The organism is Neptuniibacter sp. QD72_48 (genome assembly GCF_047778065.1).
GTDB lineage: Bacteria > Pseudomonadota > Gammaproteobacteria > Pseudomonadales > Balneatricaceae > Neptuniibacter.
The window spans coordinates 775525-793550 of the sequence record NZ_CP180547.1 but is presented as its reverse complement, the minus strand read 5'-3'; the positions used below and the strand labels follow the sequence as shown (position 1 = coordinate 793550).

General features: G+C 39.6%; 16 protein-coding genes. 2 read left to right on the top strand and 14 right to left on the bottom strand.

Annotated elements, in window-relative coordinates:
- Window positions 1-143: 143 nt before the first annotated feature.
- The 14 genes from ACMXYX_RS03410 to ACMXYX_RS03345 all read right to left on the bottom strand — a co-directional run bounded on the left by ACMXYX_RS03410 (window position 144) and on the right by ACMXYX_RS03345 (window position 15462).
- Window positions 144-1505: an MBL fold metallo-hydrolase gene (locus ACMXYX_RS03410; protein ID WP_415906485.1), complete on the bottom strand. Its 1362-nt coding sequence runs from the start codon at window positions 1503-1505 to the stop codon at window positions 144-146.
- A gap of 176 nt (window positions 1506-1681) precedes the next feature.
- The gene (gene galE, locus ACMXYX_RS03405) at window positions 1682-2695 is read right to left on the bottom strand and encodes a UDP-glucose 4-epimerase GalE (RefSeq protein ID WP_415906484.1); all 1014 of its coding nucleotides are present in this window, start codon (window positions 2693-2695) and stop codon (window positions 1682-1684) included.
- Window positions 2695-4104, bottom strand: coding sequence for a mannose-1-phosphate guanylyltransferase/mannose-6-phosphate isomerase (locus tag ACMXYX_RS03400; RefSeq protein WP_415897582.1), 1410 nt, complete (start codon window positions 4102-4104; stop codon window positions 2695-2697). Before ACMXYX_RS03400 ends, galE begins: the two co-directional genes overlap by 1 nt.
- Entirely contained in the window at window positions 4101-4574 is a 474-nt protein-coding gene (locus ACMXYX_RS03395) for a GDP-mannose mannosyl hydrolase (protein ID WP_415897581.1), read from the bottom strand. Before ACMXYX_RS03395 ends, ACMXYX_RS03400 begins: the two co-directional genes overlap by 4 nt.
- A 136-nt stretch (window positions 4575-4710) precedes the next feature.
- On the bottom strand, window positions 4711-5667 hold the full coding sequence (fcl, locus tag ACMXYX_RS03390; RefSeq protein WP_415897580.1) for a GDP-L-fucose synthase: 957 nt from the start codon (window positions 5665-5667) through the stop codon (window positions 4711-4713).
- Window positions 5668-5822: 155 nt separating this feature from the next.
- Complete coding sequence (gene gmd, locus ACMXYX_RS03385; RefSeq protein WP_415897579.1) at window positions 5823-6950, bottom strand: GDP-mannose 4,6-dehydratase; 1128 nt, start codon at window positions 6948-6950, stop codon at window positions 5823-5825.
- The gene (locus ACMXYX_RS03380; protein ID WP_415906483.1) at window positions 6940-8202 is read right to left on the bottom strand and encodes a WcaI family glycosyltransferase; all 1263 of its coding nucleotides are present in this window, start codon (window positions 8200-8202) and stop codon (window positions 6940-6942) included. The genes gmd and ACMXYX_RS03380 overlap by 11 nt, the downstream gene beginning before the upstream one ends.
- Window positions 8199-9116, bottom strand: a complete 918-nt coding sequence (locus ACMXYX_RS03375) for a glycosyltransferase family 2 protein (RefSeq protein ID WP_415906482.1) — start codon at window positions 9114-9116, stop codon at window positions 8199-8201. The genes ACMXYX_RS03380 and ACMXYX_RS03375 overlap by 4 nt, the downstream gene beginning before the upstream one ends.
- Window positions 9109-9666: a hypothetical protein gene (locus ACMXYX_RS03370; RefSeq protein WP_415906481.1), complete on the bottom strand. Its 558-nt coding sequence runs from the start codon at window positions 9664-9666 to the stop codon at window positions 9109-9111. The genes ACMXYX_RS03375 and ACMXYX_RS03370 overlap by 8 nt, the downstream gene beginning before the upstream one ends.
- A gap of 20 nt (window positions 9667-9686) precedes the next feature.
- Complete coding sequence (locus ACMXYX_RS03365; RefSeq protein WP_415906480.1) at window positions 9687-10820, bottom strand: glycosyltransferase; 1134 nt, start codon at window positions 10818-10820, stop codon at window positions 9687-9689.
- On the bottom strand, window positions 10807-12036 hold the full coding sequence (locus tag ACMXYX_RS03360) for a hypothetical protein (RefSeq protein WP_415906479.1): 1230 nt from the start codon (window positions 12034-12036) through the stop codon (window positions 10807-10809). Before ACMXYX_RS03360 ends, ACMXYX_RS03365 begins: the two co-directional genes overlap by 14 nt.
- 4 nt (window positions 12037-12040) lie before the next feature.
- Window positions 12041-13249: a hypothetical protein gene (locus tag ACMXYX_RS03355; protein WP_415906478.1), complete on the bottom strand. Its 1209-nt coding sequence runs from the start codon at window positions 13247-13249 to the stop codon at window positions 12041-12043.
- Entirely contained in the window at window positions 13246-13980 is a 735-nt protein-coding gene (locus tag ACMXYX_RS03350; protein ID WP_415906477.1) for a sulfotransferase family 2 domain-containing protein, read from the bottom strand. The genes ACMXYX_RS03355 and ACMXYX_RS03350 overlap by 4 nt, the downstream gene beginning before the upstream one ends.
- Before the next feature lie 39 nt (window positions 13981-14019).
- Window positions 14020-15462, bottom strand: a complete 1443-nt coding sequence (locus ACMXYX_RS03345) for an undecaprenyl-phosphate glucose phosphotransferase (protein ID WP_415906475.1) — start codon at window positions 15460-15462, stop codon at window positions 14020-14022.
- Between the two features lie 376 nt (window positions 15463-15838).
- Here ACMXYX_RS03345 and ACMXYX_RS03340 point away from each other — a divergent pair, with 376 nt between their 5' ends.
- Entirely contained in the window at window positions 15839-16333 is a 495-nt protein-coding gene (locus ACMXYX_RS03340; RefSeq protein ID WP_415906474.1) for a hypothetical protein, read from the top strand.
- 300 nt (window positions 16334-16633) lie between these two features.
- The gene (locus ACMXYX_RS03335) at window positions 16634-17968 is read left to right on the top strand and encodes an O-antigen ligase family protein (protein WP_415906473.1); all 1335 of its coding nucleotides are present in this window, start codon (window positions 16634-16636) and stop codon (window positions 17966-17968) included.
- Window positions 17969-18026: the final 58 nt, after the last annotated feature.

The window sequence follows — 18026 nt, the reverse complement described above, 5'->3', positions numbered from 1 at the left end:
TTCCTACAATCTCAATTACTAGCACTAATAACCTAAGGCCATAAAAGGAAGCCTCCTACTAGCCCCCCCCTGTAGGAACTCTCCCCGAGAGCTATCACAACAAAAGAATAAATCAAACATCGAACACTGCCCCCCCTAAAAAGCTATCCTTTAGGAACCCAGACCTTAGATTCAAGTACCAACGCTTGCAGCTTCATCCTCAAAGCCTGTTTAGCTTCAGCATCACCATGCACAATCCGTATTTCTTTTGGCATGAAACGCATACGCTTTACAAAATTAACCAAATCCTTCTGATCCGCATGCGCTGAATATCCACTAATCGTATAAACACCAGCTTTAATATCTATCTTGTCCTCATCAAGATAAACATACCCTCCTCTCGGGCCATATTTCTGGATACCCCTACCTGCCGTACCTTGCGCTTGATAACCCACAAACAAAACATCTGTTTTAGGATCACCCAACAATGCCTTAAGGTAATTAACAATCCTCCCTCCAGCACACATACCGCTTGCAGCAATAACGATCGCTGGCCTACCTGATTGCCTAAGATGATTAACTAATCGCTGATGATCATCATGACTATCAATGGTAATCAACTGTTCAAAAGCCAGAGGGTGTCGACCTTGAGATACCTTACGACTAGCTTCTTTATCCCAAAGAGTTTTCAGTGAACGATAATGCTTGGTGAATTCAGCCGCCAAAGGAGAATCCACAATCACATCCAAATTCTTCCAATCAGCAGAACCCTTATAGATAATCTCCTCGATTTCATAAAGTAACTCTTGGGTCCGACCGATACTAAACGCAGGGATTAATACTGTACCTGCATTCGACAAACAACGTTCAAGCACTCGCTTAAGCTCTAAACGCCGCTCTTTGCGACCCTGATGGTTTTTATCCCCATAAGTGCTTTCAATCACTAAGCAATCAGATCGATAAGGTGACTTCGGGGCTGCTAACAAAGGTGAATAAGGAGCACCGAGATCACCTGAAAAAGTCACCCTCTCATCAGGCAACTGAAACTCAACATAAGCCGAACCCAATATATGGCCCGCCATACGAAAACGGCATTTAATCTCAGTTTCTTCGGTAGGAATAATAAACCATCCATCATAAGGAAACGGTCGCAATAGAGATCGCAACCGACCTATCACCTTAGCAATAAGATCACTATCACGACTGATACCCACTTTGATAGCATCTTCAATCACCAACGGTAACAATTGGGCAGTCGCTTCAGTCGCATAAATTGGCTTATTAAACCCTGCAGCAAGCAGATAAGGTATACGCCCCACATGATCGATATGACAGTGAGTAACTACAAGCCCGACTATATTGGATAAAGAAAAATTAATCGCAAGAGAACCTTGCTCAAGATTGGCAGCCTCAGCCCCCTGAAACATCCCGCAATCAATAAGAACCGAATGATCCTTATCAACAAACAACTGATGGCATGACCCAGTCACACCATTAACCGCTCCATGATGAATAATCTTAGCCATTTCAACCTCCCTGTTGATTATTAGCCGTGATCAGCTGATCAATCTACCCCAGCAGAAGTTAATCTATGAACGAATGACAAACTGCTAACTGAAAAAACCTCGTTTCTCACGCAAAAGGGTGACTTCCTACAATACCTACAAATCACTCTGAGGTGACTTCTCCTTCCAAATGAAGCTTACCCTTCATACCCATTAGGATTGTTAGACTGCCAACGCCATGTATCTTCCATCATGTCATCTAGCGTACGCGTAGCTCTCCAGCCCAACTCCTTTTCAGCCTTAGAGGCGTCAGCCCAAAACGCGGGTAAATCTCCCTCTCGCCTATCCGCAAAAGTATATGGAACATCTACACCGGTAATACGCATAAAAGTCTTAACCATCTCAAGCACAGAAAGCCCATTACCTGTTCCTAGGTTGTAGATATGAACGCCATTCTCATCTAATGAAGAAAGCGCACTCACATGACCATCAGCAAGATCCATCACATGCAGATAATCACGTTCACACGTTCCATCCTCCGTAGGATAATCATCACCAAAGATAGATAGTTCTTTACGTTTACCAACAGCGACCTGACTAATAAAAGGCATTAAATTATTAGGGATCCCCTTTGGGTCCTCCCCAATCAAACCAGTGGGGTGAGCACCAATTGGATTAAAGTAACGCAGCAAAGCAACAGACCATTCAGGATCGGAAGCACACAGATCAGTTAAAACCTGTTCAACCATCGCCTTCGATGCACCATAAGGGTTGGACGTTTTACCTCTAGGCATATTCTCTTCGTAAGGCACAGGAGCATCTTCACCATATACAGTGGCAGATGAACTGAATATCAATTTCTTAACTCCTGCTGCGGCCATAGCCTCACACAGAATAAGCGTCCCACAAACATTATTCTGGTAGTAATCTAAAGGGATTTGAGAGCTCTCACCTACGGCTTTAAGACCCGCGAAATGAATAACTGAATCGATAGAAGAGGCAGAAAAAATTTTATCCAAACATTCTCGATTACGAATATCGCCTTCGATAAAGGTAGGCAAAACACCGCAGATTTTTTCAATTCGACTGAAAACATCCCGGCTACTGTTACATAAGTTATCTAAAACGATTACCTTTTCACCTTGCTCAATCAATTGAACAACGGTGTGTGTACCTATATAACCTGCTCCACCCGTTACCAAAACAGCCACTATTTGGCTCTCCCATATTGGTCTTCAAACCGAACAATATCGTCTTCGCCTAAATAGGAGCCAGATTGCACCTCTATGATCTCAAGCGGTACCTTGCCTGGATTATAGAGTTGATGAAGCTCTCCTAAGGGAATGTATGTTGATTCATTTTCGGAAAGCAGTTTTATTTCATCACCACAACGTACTTCTGCCGTACCTTTCACCACAATCCAGTGCTCTGCGCGATGATGATGCATTTGAAGAGACAACTTCGCGCCTGGATCAACCGTAATATGCTTTACCTGATACCTTTCACCATTATCGATTGAATCATATTTACCCCATGGACGGTAAACTTCTCTATGCTGGAGGTGTTCAGTTCGCCCCTGCTCTTTAACTTGGGCAACAATGCTTTTTACATCCTGAACCCGATTTTTATTAGCTACTAAGAGGGCATCTTTAGTATCCACAATAACTAAATTATCCACACCTAGCGTAGATACCAATCGATCCTCACTATAAACATAACTCGATTGGGTAGATTCCAGAATCACATCACCAGTAGAGACATTGCCAAATTGATCTTTGTCATTAACATCCCAAAGTGCAGACCAACTACCCACATCACTCCAGCCAGCATCCATTGGTACAACTACAGCACAATCAGTCTTTTCCATCACGGCATAATCTATGGAGTCATCAGGACAAGCTGCGAACTTCTCCTTATCCACACGAAGAAAATCCAGATCTTCTGCAGTATGCGACATAGCTCCTTCGCAGGCTGCCAATATATCAGGGCGATGTTCTTTTAACTCTTCGAGGTAGCGATCCGCGCGGAACATAAACATACCGCTATTCCAAAAGTATTCACCACTTCTAAGATAAGCAGTAGCAGTTTCAAGGTCAGGTTTCTCAACAAAGGCTTCAACAGGCATATATTCCTGAGCCCCATCATCCGTTCCTTTAATATAACCGTAGCCCGTCGCAGGTTCAGTTGGAACGATACCGAACGTCACCAAACGCCCCTGTTCCGCTAAAGGCAGCGCGATATTAACCGACTGCTGAAAAGCATCAACATTCTCAATAACATGATCCGCAGCCAAAACCAGCATAACCGAATCACCTTTACCTGCTTTATTAAGCGCTATAGCTGACAATGCTATGGCTGGAGCAGTATTACGCCCCACAGGTTCAAGAATAATTTCCCCTCTGTTATCAACCTGACGTAACTGCTCCGCAACCAAAAAGCGATGTTCCTCATTACAGATAACTTGCAACTCATCCGTACCTAAACCTGATAAGCGCGCAACTGTCTCCTGTAGCATCGTTTTGTCTGATGTAAGAGGTAAAAACTGCTTTGGATACATTTTCCTTGAAAGCGGCCACAACCTAGTCCCCGAGCCGCCAGATAAAATTACAGGAGTAATCATGAATAACCTTTTCCTTCGGTAAAATACCATTTAGTGTGCTCATGCACCTCAGAAGAGCTAAGTAGCTCTTCAACACTAAACCAACGGTAGTCATTATGCTGTTGATCTGGCAACGACAAAACCCGATCAACTTTAAATTCGAACGCATTAACCAGATAGTGTGTGCTTACACCATCCCCCCAGATACTATCAGGGTAAAAATGATCATAAAGGCCTATGTAAGTGGCATCTGAGAATTGAACCTGAATATTGAGTTCATTTAAAACCAAGCGTTCAAAAGCAACATCCACAGATTCATTCTTTAAAATTCTCCCCCCAGGAACAAACCAATCCCCCTTAGCTGGTCGATTAATACGCCTACCAAGAAGAACTCTGCCCTCGGAATTACGAATCACTAAATCAATAGAAACTAGCGGTGTTGAATCGACTATTGTTCGAAAGGTGTCATTATCAAGAAAAGATTCTGTCATACATGGTCCATCGTAATTACAGCATTAGCTAAAATTGAGAAAATGCTGCATAAACCCACAGTGTAGGATGTAGGAGCTCAGCCTCTGAGTGATACGTCAAAACATAAATCAGAGTCTGATTGCGCTCCCTAATAACCTAGCCTCGAAAATCTTCCTGATGCTCAAGGAACCAGTCATAAGTCATTTCCAATCCCTCTTTCAAAGAAATTGAATATTTCCAGCCTAACTGTTCAAGTGTAGAAACATTCATTAGCTTACGCGGAGTTCCATCCGGTTTAGTCGCATCAAACACAACGTCACCTTCAAATCCAACCACCTCAGCCATCGTCAATGCAAGTTCAGCAATAGTGCAATCAACACCTGTACCGACATTGATATGTGAAAGCATTGTTTCAGTGCAATTATCGTACACAGACTTATCTGCATTCATCACGAAAATACTCGCAGCAGCCATATCATCTACGTGTAAAAACTCACGCATTGGCTTGCCAGAACCCCAGACGACCACCTCTTTAGAAGAGGCTAATTTTGCCTCATGAAAGCGGCGCATTAATGCAGGAATCACATGGGAGTTTTCCGGGTGAAAATTATCATTTTCACCGTACAAATTGGTAGGCATTACACTACGGTAATCCACCCCATACTGACGATTATATGATTCACACAATTTAATACCCGCAATTTTAGCAATCGCATAAGGCTCATTGGTCGGCTCTAAGGTCCCTGTCAATAAAGCAGACTCTTTCATTGGCTGCTCAGCCAACTTAGGGTATATACAAGAAGAACCTAAGAAGAGCAGCTTCTTTACACCTGTTTTATAGGCAGAATGAATAATATTGCTTTCTATCATCAGGTTTTCGTATATAAATTCAGCTGGGTATTCATTATTGGCATGAATACCACCTACCTTTGCTGCAGCTAGATAGACTTGATCTATTTGATTTCTAGCAAAGAAATCTGCTACTTGTGCTTGAGATGTGAGATCTAACTGATCCCTCCCGGCTGTAATCACTTTTACGTCTGGCTGAGCCGCCAACTTTCGATAAATAGCTGAACCCACCATGCCTCGGTGGCCTGCAATAAATATATTCATAAACTAAATCCAACTTCCCCATTATGCATCCACTGTTGGAGTAGCGACCTACCAGCAGCATAATCCACTCAAAACAGTGGACACATCGGAGTAACTTTTCATTCCAGAATAGGCATAACGCACTGTGTAACGCTTGGCCACCCACAGAAACAGCCTTATCTTTCTAGTGAAACATTCACGTCATAACCATGCTCTTTCAACAAAGCATGCTGTTTCGCCTGGACAAGATCATTCTGAACCATTTCAGAACACATCTCTTCAACTGTAATCTCAGGTACCCAACCTAACTTAGCTTTAGCTTTAGATGGATCACCTAACAAAGTCTCAACTTCAGCAGGACGGAAATACTTAGGATCTACGCGCACAATTACATCACCAACAGAAAGTGCTGGGGCATTGTCACCATCAATAGCTACAATCTCTGCGTATTCATCAACACCTTCACCTTTAAATTCAAGCGTCACACCTAGTTCTGCAGCTGACATTCGAACAAATTCACGAACAGATATCTGCTTACCGGTAGCAATTACAAAATCTTCAGCTTCATCTTGCTGCAACATCATCCACTGCATACGCACGTAATCTTTTGCATGCCCCCAGTCGCGAAGGGCATCCATATTCCCAAGATATAAGCACTTCTCTACACCTTGAGAAATATTGGCAATTGCACGAGTGATTTTACGCGTAACAAAAGTCTCACCACGACGAGGAGATTCATGGTTAAACAAAATACCATTACAGGCGTACATACCATAAGATTCACGATAATTAACCGTAATCCAATAAGCGTATAGTTTTGCTGCGGCATAAGGAGAGCGAGGATAGAAAGGCGTTGTTTCTTTTTGCGGAATCTCCTGCACTTCCCCATAAAGTTCAGATGTAGAAGCCTGATAGAAACGAGTTTTCTTTTCCAATCCCAAGAAACGGATAGCCTCAAGCAAACGCAGTGTACCAATAGCATCTACATCTGCAGTATATTCAGGTGCCTCGAAAGATACTGCTACGTGAGACTGTGCACCTAAATTATACACCTCATCAGGTTGGATCTGCTGGATAATACGTGTAAGGTTCGAAGTATCAGTCAGATCACCATAATGGAGATGAAAATTAACATTCTCTTCATGTGGATCTTTATAGATGTGGTCTACACGCTCAGTATTAAAGGATGATGCACGACGTTTAATACCGTGAACTTCATAGCCTTTCTCCAATAAAAACTCGGCTAAATATGAGCCATCCTGACCGGTAACACCGGTGATGAGAGCAACTTTTTTACTTTGCATGTATATTTCCTAATTTTTCAGAATTCTTTTCTAAGTGCAAATAGAGATCAGATATAAATCGATCAATTACCTGATCTTTATTTAGATTATCGATAGCATACTTGCGTGCTGTTAGATTGGGAATGCGCGTATCTAAGGTAATAAGTTGTACCAGAGCATTAATAAAAGCCTTTGAGTTCTCTGGCTCAACAAGCGTGTAGATATTTCGATACTTTTCAGAGATCTTACCCAATTCCGTATGAAGTTCGGCTGTAACAAGTGCGTGCCCACCAACAGAAAGAATGTTCGTTAATTTAGAAGGTAAAACTGCATCAGCAGCCCCTTTCTTTTGTACTACTAAATGAACATCTGCCATGGAGAGGATAGCCGGAATGTCCTCCCAAGGCTGCAAAGGTTTAAACTGTAGATTTTGTAACCCCATATTAGAAGCCATCATTTTGAGTGTATCGGCATAAGCACCACTTCCGATGATAAGAAACTTAACTTTAGGGTCTGATTGAAAATGCTTCGCAGCGTCTAAAACAACCTCCAACCCCTGCTTCTGCCCAATATTTCCTGAATACAAAATTACTTTGTCATCCTGAAAATACCCCCAATCATTTCTAATTGATGATCCATCTACTTCAGGAGTTATAAATTCCGTATCGCTCCAGTTAGGGAAGAAAAGTAATTTTTGCTCTTCTACACCTTTAGAACGAGCATTTTCGAGCATGCTAAATGAAATCGATGAGACTACATCAAAACGCTGGAGTAACCAAGATTCTACATAACGAGCAACGCGCTGAAACAGCCCCTGTTTCCCCATCCCCAAACCAAACATCGCATCTACTTCAAAATCTTGGATATGCATCACAGACAAAGCCCCTGTTAACTTACAGTAGAGTAAAGTAATAGGAGCGCAAAAAAGGGTAGGCTGCACAAGAAAAACAACATGAGGTTTCAACCTCAGATTACTTAACAGTCTCATACCTGAACTAAGGGCGAAACTGGATAAGTGCAAGAGTCTTTTTAGCGTGGAAACACTTTTAGGGACATACAAAGGCGAACGAAGAACCTGAACCCCTGAGTCATTAACAGCACTAAACTTATTAGAAAAACCTTCATGCACCTTCCATTCAGGATAATAAGGCGGTGCAGTCATCACAGTAACATTAGCTTTCTTATCCACAAGATATTGAGCTAAATCACCGTTATATTTGCCTATACCTGTAAGTTCAGGTTTGTAATTGAGGCTATAAATGAGAACCTTCATAAATGCTCTCCTAGCTTATAACCTGACATCCTCTCAAGAATGATAAGCTTTTCTTCCTTCGTCTGAACATGCTTCCATTCCCTTTCAACTTCTAAGCACTTCAAATCAACGAGAGATCTATACCAAAGACCTTGCATAAAGTGATAAGCAAAACCGCGAGCTCCATCTAAGAAACCTAACTGTAAGAGATAGCGATATAGGAAATATAAAATTGGTCGGGCAAAATAAGGAAGCTTCATGTACAAGGATTGCTTTAAGAAGCGCTTGAATTTAATAGAGAAACCAGTTGATTCAGTAATTAAAGGATCAGAGTCAGGATATAATCGCTTTTTCATAATATCGACCATTTCACGATTCGCATATTTATTATGCTTATCGATAAACCAACCAACTGAATTTAAATTATTATCTACAAATCCCCCTGACAAAAATTTGCTTGCCCCATCATCCAATACAATATGCTCATCCATCCAGCGCTGTTCTACATGTGCCTTTCCATTCCGAAAAAGGCGTAACATAGGCAATGGATAGCGCCCTCCATGCTTAACCCATTTACCCATAAAAATATGCTTTCTATGAAAAACAGCTCCGTTAATATCTGTAGAATTTGTAGATATAAACTCTTTTATGTTCGCTATTAATTCTTCATCAATAGTCTCATCTGCATCAAGCCTAAGAACCCATTCAGAATTAACATCACAATTGTCCATTGCCCATTGAAATTGCTGGGCCTGAGTAACAAATGGATTTTGAACTACGTCTGCACCCAAGTTTTTTGCAATTTCACATGTAGAGTCATCAGAAAAAGAGTCAACAATAAGATACCTACAATCTAGGTTATTAACGGAATTGAGGCATCTTTGTATGTGCAATTCTTCATTGAATGTGAGCACGATTACTGTGAGATCAATCATTTACAAACCTCTTACGTGCTTTTAACTTTTGGGCAGGGTTGCCAGCATAAACAAACCAATCTTCAGTATTTTTAGTAACTACAGCACGGGCACCTATAACCGAGCCTTGGCCTAAAACAACATTGGGACCTATAAAAGCATCTGCACATACCCACACATTATCTTTCACTATAATCGGGGCAAGTATCAAAGGGTGTATAGGGTCATTGTAATCATGCGTACTGGCACACAAATAAGAACCTTGGCTTAAGATCACTCTATCTTCTAGAGTAATTCTACCTTGATTATAAATATGAGAATATGGACCAATCGTAGATTTCTTACCTATAATTAGATTGGCGGGGCACCAGATTTTTACTGACGGATAAACACGGGCTGAAATATCTATATCAGAACCAAATAACCTTAGTAATAACACTCTCCACTTAAATAATGGAATAGGAGAAAACCTAAAAAAAACAATCCAACAAAAGAACCACATACTTCGTTTTATTTTATTTAAAAACGAGAAAGATGGGTCATCAATATCTGTCTTTTTATAAATACTCACAGAACGTTAAATCCATTCATTCAATATATAAAGCTAGGCTTTTCATCTTTGTTAATAATCCAAAGGTAAGCAGCATGAAGTTGGTCGGAAACCTGATCCCAACTAAATTCATCTCTTACTAACCTCAAACTTGAAGCTGACATTTTTTCATAATCAGCTGGCCCCATTTCTAAAGCGACAATAACATCGTTAATGATATCACCGACACTAGTACCCAAGGTAATAGCAGCATTGGCTTCAAATCCAATTTCAAGATTACAATCTTTGCTTATTAAAGAGGGTAATCCATAAGACCAAGCCTCAAGAACAGCCATGGGTAAACCTTCACTTAATGAAGGCAAAATAAAAAAATTGGCTCCGACAAAAGCAGCTTCTTTATCACTTCCAAAAACAGGACCATGAATATTAATTCGATCACTTTCATTAGAGTCTAAGATCAACTTCTCTATGTAGGAAGCATCCCCCCATCCATAAATATCAAGACAAACATCTGAATATTTTCTTGTAATTTCTTGAAAAGCTTTTATTAGATTTAAGACATTCTTCTTCTTATCCAAACGTCCAAGATAAAGAAACTTTATTTCAGAAGATTTAAGTGTTTTTGGTTCAAAATTCTGTAAATCTATTCCATTTGGAATAACAGCCACATCACCCGTATAACCAAAGCTTCTTATTTGCTCTAATTCTTTTAACGTCAATGCATGAATAAGACTTGCAGAGGAAATATTTTTTTCTTGAAAGAGGTAAGACAGAAGGTGTTTTATTTCAGGAGACTTTTCAAGAATCCAAGGGTCTAGCATCCCGTGAGTACTGATAACATAAGGAATACCTGTTTTTTTTTTTGCAAAGTTGACTGCAATTGAAACAAAATTCCAAATCCCATGCTGATGCAAGATATCAACATCATTCGAGCAAATATCCTTAATCATTGAGGGATAAATAGAAAACTTCCCTGAAAATAATGACTTAGATTGAATAGAACAAGCCGTATCAGGTAAGTAACTGGCTTCATCTATAATTGGCGAGAAAGAACAGCATTCAAAATGTTTAGCACCATATTCCACATGTTTAGATACAACTTGAGAGACCCCTCCACCAGAGGCCCCTACACTACTGGACACAAAGCCAACCTTGTACTTTTTAAGCTTTTCCATGCCGAAAAACCTTCCTAATCAGATAAATCGTGATTAAAATAAAAAATGACAAATACAAAAACCTATTGACTGATCTCAAATTATACTGATGCATCAAGATCATATACATAAAAACAGAAGGAAAAACCAAATAGTAAATATAAACACCTCTATTAATATTTTTATCTAAGAAACCGACAACTCCTCCTAATAAAAAATAATAAACAGCGCATAATAACAAGGACACACCAGCCATCTCAGCCAACGAACTAAATGGTATAAAAGAATTAACTCTATACTCTTCAAAAACCTGGGTCCAACCCGATGAAAAACCAGACCGAGGATCAAAGGATACAAATAAATCCCCCACCCCAAACTTTTCATTTACTAAAATCAAACTATCAGAAAAAATAAAGAAAGAACTTGAAAAATTACCTATAACCCTAAACAAATATTCAAAGTAATTATAAGCCCAAAAATCAAAAGAAAAAAAAGTACCAACTAAATTCATCAACCCAAAATAATACCCTTCCCTTATATACAAAGGAAAAACCATCAATAACGGGACGAGAATTGCAGAAAAACAAAGCCCTAACCGTTTATTGGGATCAGCAAGATATACACCTAAATAAAACAAGAAAGGGCCAATAGCCCCAACCCTACTTCCCTTAGATAAATAAGCAACAACAACAACAAAACCTAAAATCAAATATAATTTATTAGAAGTTTTAAGTGAATAAGCATAACCAGCAACCAGCATAAATAATATCCCACTAGTATGCCCCAAAGACCTAAACACACTTGCTTCAGTATCGTAACCTATGCTCGACTCAATATACCCACTACCAGCAAAAACAAAAAAAACTAAAAATAATACTACCGATAAAGAAGTCAACAATAACTCCAATGATTTCATACCCTTAAATAAATTATAGGTATCTACCTTCCCCCCCCCTTTTTCCCTTTTAAAAGAAAAAAACCAACCAATCATAAAGGAAAATATTATAAGCAAGCTTACAGACACAGCATAGAAAAAGTCTTCCGCGCTCGAGTCTAGATACGGAAAATAAATCCAGACCTTTTCTTCCAGCAATACGTAATATAGAACCCCAACAGAATGATAAAACCCCACAAACATGACAAAAATAAAGCCAAGTGAAATAGACCTGCTTTGATTAAATAAATAACACAATAAACAAAACACCAAAAAAATGTATATCAAAAGAGCAAGAATCATATAATCAAATCCCCTCTTTTCTTTCCCTGATTAAAAGCAGCCAAAAAACCAAGCCACTCATAACATATAAAGCTGCTTCTACAAAATAAATAACCTCCAAACCATAATCCTCAACAAAGAAATAGATCACAATCATCCCTAACAATAAAAATACAGTTTGAACCACGCCCCTAGCGAATGACATATCTGCCACTATCATATATTGAGAAAACACGGAAGAAACCAAGTAAAACAAAAACACAAAATCAAGATAAACAAGCGTTATAATTATATCTCTATAACCAAAATCTATTAAAATCAGTATTAATGATAGAAGTAACAGAAGAGAAAAGCCCAAGAAACCAACAATAAAACTCAATCTCTGATTGAATATTAGCTCAACAACACAAAACTTCGCTTTATCAAGTTCATACATAGAAGAAAAGTCAGCCCTTCTAGCAAAAGCAACAAACTGCGACATCATGTTAATTATATTTTTCGCGTAAATATATGTACCAGCAACAGCCTGACCCATACTAGCCTGAACGAATATAGGTACAACCCTTCCGAATAATTGAGTAACTAAGAACGACAAATTATAACTATACATCTCACCAATGACTTTTTTAAAATAAGTACCGCTGGATAACCCCTTACTATCCAGCAATCCAACTATGTACTTCCTACACAGCAAAACTTGTACAAACGATATTAAAACCACACCTAAAACATAACCTAAACACATATACTCAATCGGGTTACCAGAGAACACAAGAAATACCGACGCTAACACCCATGGTATAGCCTGTAGCAAACCGGCAAATTTATTTTTTTTCTTATAATCAAATACACCTGCAAAATTGCATGAACCAGATAAAAAAACTATACCGCCTAAATAAAATAAAAAACTATAACTCTCTAAATATTCAACCGAACCACCGACAACCACCATTAGCAAACAAAGAAAAAAGTTGCTAACCAGCCTTACACACAAATAATAATTAAACCTATTACTGTTATCAGATAAGTATTTTGACAAAAGATAAACACCACCAAAATCTGAAAACCAATAAATAAGAGAAAAAAGACCAATAGTAATTCCTGCTTGCCCTACAAGCCCGATATCCCCTTGATATATCAAATAAGTTTGAGCAAAAAACATTGAGCCCTGCCCAAGACAGAATCCCAACATAATAAAAACAAGCTCTTTAAATTTTACAGCTTGCATATTCAAAAATATCTTTCCCATTGTTCAGAAAATGGTAATACCTCAAAATCTTTATAGTAAATTTCCTTCACCTCCTTAACCAAGCCATCATTATAGTAATCTCTATAATCTTCATTCCCAGTGCTATTCACTTTAGGGAAAAACACATCATGCCCTAGTTGATTACTAAGTTCTATTTCACATGCTGATAGATCTTTAACATCATACAATCTATCCACAATTATTTTTGACTTCTTATCACACACATAAATCCATTGTGGTTGAAATACAAAGTCTATATTGTTTATATCCTTCCTTACTAACCAATTTTTAACAAAATTTTCAAAGTTTGAAAAATCCTTACCGGTATATAGTTCAGGATTCCTTATTGGTACTCTTTTCGTCCCTCCAGCTTTTGCAAATTTATATGCCGATACAAGTCTTTCATATGGATTACGTACAACAGAGAAAGTAAAGCTATCTGAATATAACTTTCTATTAGCCTTCCTAAAGTGGTCAGCTGTATGATGTGTAATTGATCTGCCATATAACGTTTCCGCTATACTAGTACCTGCAGCTTTAGGCACATGTATAAACACAACTTTTCCATCCCGATAATAATCTGGGTAAAGAAATTTAAACTCTGAATCCATCACTTCCAATAAACAAGACGGTAATCTTTTAACAATATCCTTACGAATATAATGCCTCGAATTTGCGTCAAATAAATTTTTAAGTAGATTTTCGATCTTATCCATCGATACAACCTGTTTTCACGATCAAACCCTTATCAAACTCTAGTATATGTCTTTAGATAACAAACTCATCGGCGTTTTCAAAAGGATCTTCAAATCCAATAGCAACGACCAGTTATTGATATAAGCAAGATCGTATTCCACTCGCTTTTCCATTTTATCAATGGTTTCTGTTTCACCACGATAACCGCTTATTTGAGCCAAGCCTGTAATACCGGGCTTAATTCGGTGCCGTGCTAAATAAGCATTAATTTTATCTGAGTAGTAGTCATTGTGAGCGACTGCATGCGGTCTTGGCCCTACCAACGACATACTTCCTTGCAATACATTTAGAAGTTGAGGGAGTTCGTCCAAAGAGGTTTTTCGAATCAGTTTGCCTATTTCAGTAATACGAGGATCTTCTTTAGTTGCTTGGGTAACTTCGCCGTTTTCCTCTACATGAAGTTTCATACTGCGGAACTTCCACACCTTTATAATCTTTCCATCCCAACCGTGCCTTTCCTGCTTAAAAAATACTGGGCCTGGAGAAGACTTTTTAACTTTATAGGCCACCCAAATCATAACTGGTGACAGTAAAACCAAGCCGATTGCAGCTAATGAACGATCCATTAGCTCTTTCATCACCATTGATATTCGAGAAGAGGTAAGTGGACTTTCATTAATTGATATAAGCGGTATACCCGCTACTTCTCGTACTGAGTGATTGATTAGATTAAGTGCAAATATATCTGGCGCCCAGATCACATCGACATTCATGTCTAGCAGGTCAATATTCAACCCATCAATTTGTTCCGACGCTTTCATAGGTAGAGCAATATAGATTCTTCGAATATCATGCTCTTTGATTAAGGATCGTATATTCTCTAGTCCGCCTAAAACTTTCACCCCTGAAACTCTTGCTGTTTCGTCTTTTTCTAAGCTTTTAACACAACCTATTACCTTATCTGGAAGCCAGCGGTTTTTATTCAAGCTTTCGACTAGATGCTGAGCGACTGAGCCAGTACCTATTACAAGGGTCGGCAGGTTACGCTCATAATTTTCTTTGTACTTTTTAGAACAATAGCTCACCAAGCAATAAGAAGTATTTTGAGCAAATAGAATCGACATAGCCCAAAGCAACAGTACCTCTCGAGAAAATATTTCGGACGTTTTGGTTATAAAACCGATTAAGGATAGAAGCAGGAGCATCATTGCCCAGGCACCTGTCAGCCTTAGGCAACCACGAAAATAATCCGAAGATTGACGATACACACCGCGTGCACTGTATATAAACCAAATACAAAAAGAGGCAATGACCGCAAGTACTCTGTACGCCGCGGGAAATTCTTCCATTTTAAAAGAAGCGAACAAGTACAGCAGTACGACAGCTACGATTATGTCAGTTGATAACTGAAAGAGAGCAACAAGAGACTCATGATTTTTAAGCAGACGTTTACTACGACGATAACTAGCCGTAGCACCCGTACTCGGGGTACTAATATCCATTGTAATGTCCTTTACAGTGCCAAACTATCCATACTCCTTAGGCACATGCATGCATTCTAATTGTTCAGAATACATTCAGCAATCCACATTTATTGCAGTTGCACAACATCAATACCAAGGTATAAATCGGAAATTGAGTCGGTTTCCTTGATGTTTTTTGAATTAAACATGCTCTTCGTTGGTTGTTTTCATAGCCCATATAGACATGAAGCTCTAATGCTTAATGTAATAGCTCTCTAATTAGCCATAACTAAACAAGAAGTTACTTAGAAACTCATGAAATTGGACGTTTTATAACTTTGTATAGTTGGAACCATAGTTGGTTAACTGTTACTATTGCCTAAAATTCAACCACTCATTCGACAAGGAGTGTTAGATGCGTCGCACAATAATTTCTTTAGCAGTTGGGATCATGCTGCCATTTTCTGCTGCATATGCTGATATCGCATCAGATGTTGAAGCTGGCCTTTCTCCGGCTGAGATCGTCGCAAATGCACAGGCTGAAGGCCTAACCGTTGACCAAATAATGCAACAAATTTCTGTTGCAGATGCATCCTTGATGGACGCCATCGTTACTGCTGCTATCGATTCTGGCATGAATGCTGGTGCAGTTGTAAATGCTGCTACTGCGGCAGGTGCAGATAGAGTAGCGATGGAACAAGTTGCAATTCTTGCAGGTGCTGATCCTTCTGAGGTTGGTGAAGCAACAGCTGCAGGTGGGAATAACGCCCAAGGTCAAGGTCAAGGTCAAGGTCAAGGTCAAGGTCAAGGATTGGGCATTGCACCAGGCCAAACAGGAACTCCTGTATCCCCTCCTCCATTCGGGAGTAGCGGCGGTGGTGGCGGTGGTGGCAACCCAAGCCCAACCTAAGTCATTTCAAGAAGCGCCCATATAGGCGCTTTTTTATTGAATTAGCGACTAAGACTATAGGTCAGGTGCTTCACCCTACACAACCCTTTTAAAGAAGGTATCCTGCAAGCTATAAGCGGATATTTATCACTAAACCCACGACATTATCGCTCACGGGGTGAGCTCCTACCAAGATGACCTATGAGGTGCAAAAGGATGAGCTACTATCAAGATGACCTGTGAGAAGCAAATGAGTGAGCTCCAACTTCAAGAGTGGTATGATCATTCAATCAGTTAATAGTCGCATCTAGATGTATTTGTATGGACACAAGTTCTCATAGCCGCCTGTTCTATCTTTACCTGTTTATTCTTGTTTGGGCCCCGCTACCATTGGCTAGTAATCGTCTCTGGTCCATGTCGCTACTGATAGTATTGGTTTTTACTTTATTTGGTCTGTTTTTATATAATTTATTAAGAGAACAAACACAGCTATCTCGTCCTTTAAAAAAATCATGGCCTGCCATAGCGTTACTAGCAATTGCTACGGGCTGGACCTCTATACAAGCTATACCGATCAACGGCCTATCAGTTTCACCTAACGATAGCCTCCATCACAGCCTATTTGGCTGGACGTTAGTTTGTTTTTTTATACTCTCCCTACAGCTTCTAAATTCCAGAAAACGACTACTTTACCTTGGTTACACGCTCGTTGGCTGTGGACTATTTCAAGCCGTCTATGGCAGCCTAATGACTTTAAGTGGATACGAATTTACGTTCTTTATACCTAAAGATAGTTATCAGGGCGTTTCCACAGGTACGTTTATTAACCGTAACAGTCAAGCTGGCTATCTGGTTATGTGCGTCTCCATTGGTATCGGCTTGATGATATCTACGCTAAACGATGAAGGCTCTCACAACTGGCGCGAACGAGGCCGCCGTTGGTTAGCAGCCCTATTATCTAAAAAAACAATCCTCAGAATATCCCTTCTTATAATCGTAGCCGGGCTAGTAATGACTCACTCCAGAATGGGTAATACCTCATTCTTTGCTAGTTTGATGATCATTGGAGTTATCGGTTTAATCCTTAGCCGCAAAGCAACACGCGGTATGATCGTTTTATTAACAAGCCTACTTATCTTAGACATATTTGTAGTTGGCACCTTCTTCGGTATAGATAAAGTTGCTGAGCGATTACAAACCACCAGCGTTGAAAAGGAGTCGCGCGATGAGGTGGCACTTACGACTCTTGAAATGGTTAGATTACAACCGCTAACAGGCACTGGTGCAGGTTCCTTTTATACCGCTTTTCCTGAACACAGATCTGAAGACGTAGGTCGCGGCTTTTATGTAAACACCCACAATGACTATTTAGAATTTTTATCTGAATTTGGCGTGATAGGAGCCTTACCTCTCGCTTTATTAATGCTATCTAGCTTAGGAGCTGGACTTTATGCTCAGTATAAACGCAAGAACAAGGTTCTAAGGGGTATAGCATTTGGCTCATCCATGTCGATATTAGCCATGCTGATTCATGCAACGGTGGACTTTAATTTACAGATGCCTGCTAATGCCCTGACATTTATTGTGGTCCTTGCTTTAGCTTGGATTGCGGTTTATCAAAAATCCGGTAGAAAGAAAAAGGAAGTTTATAGATAACTACCTCTCGTGCCCGCGGGTACCAGTACGAGGGTTAAAATACTTTTCAGCGGACTAA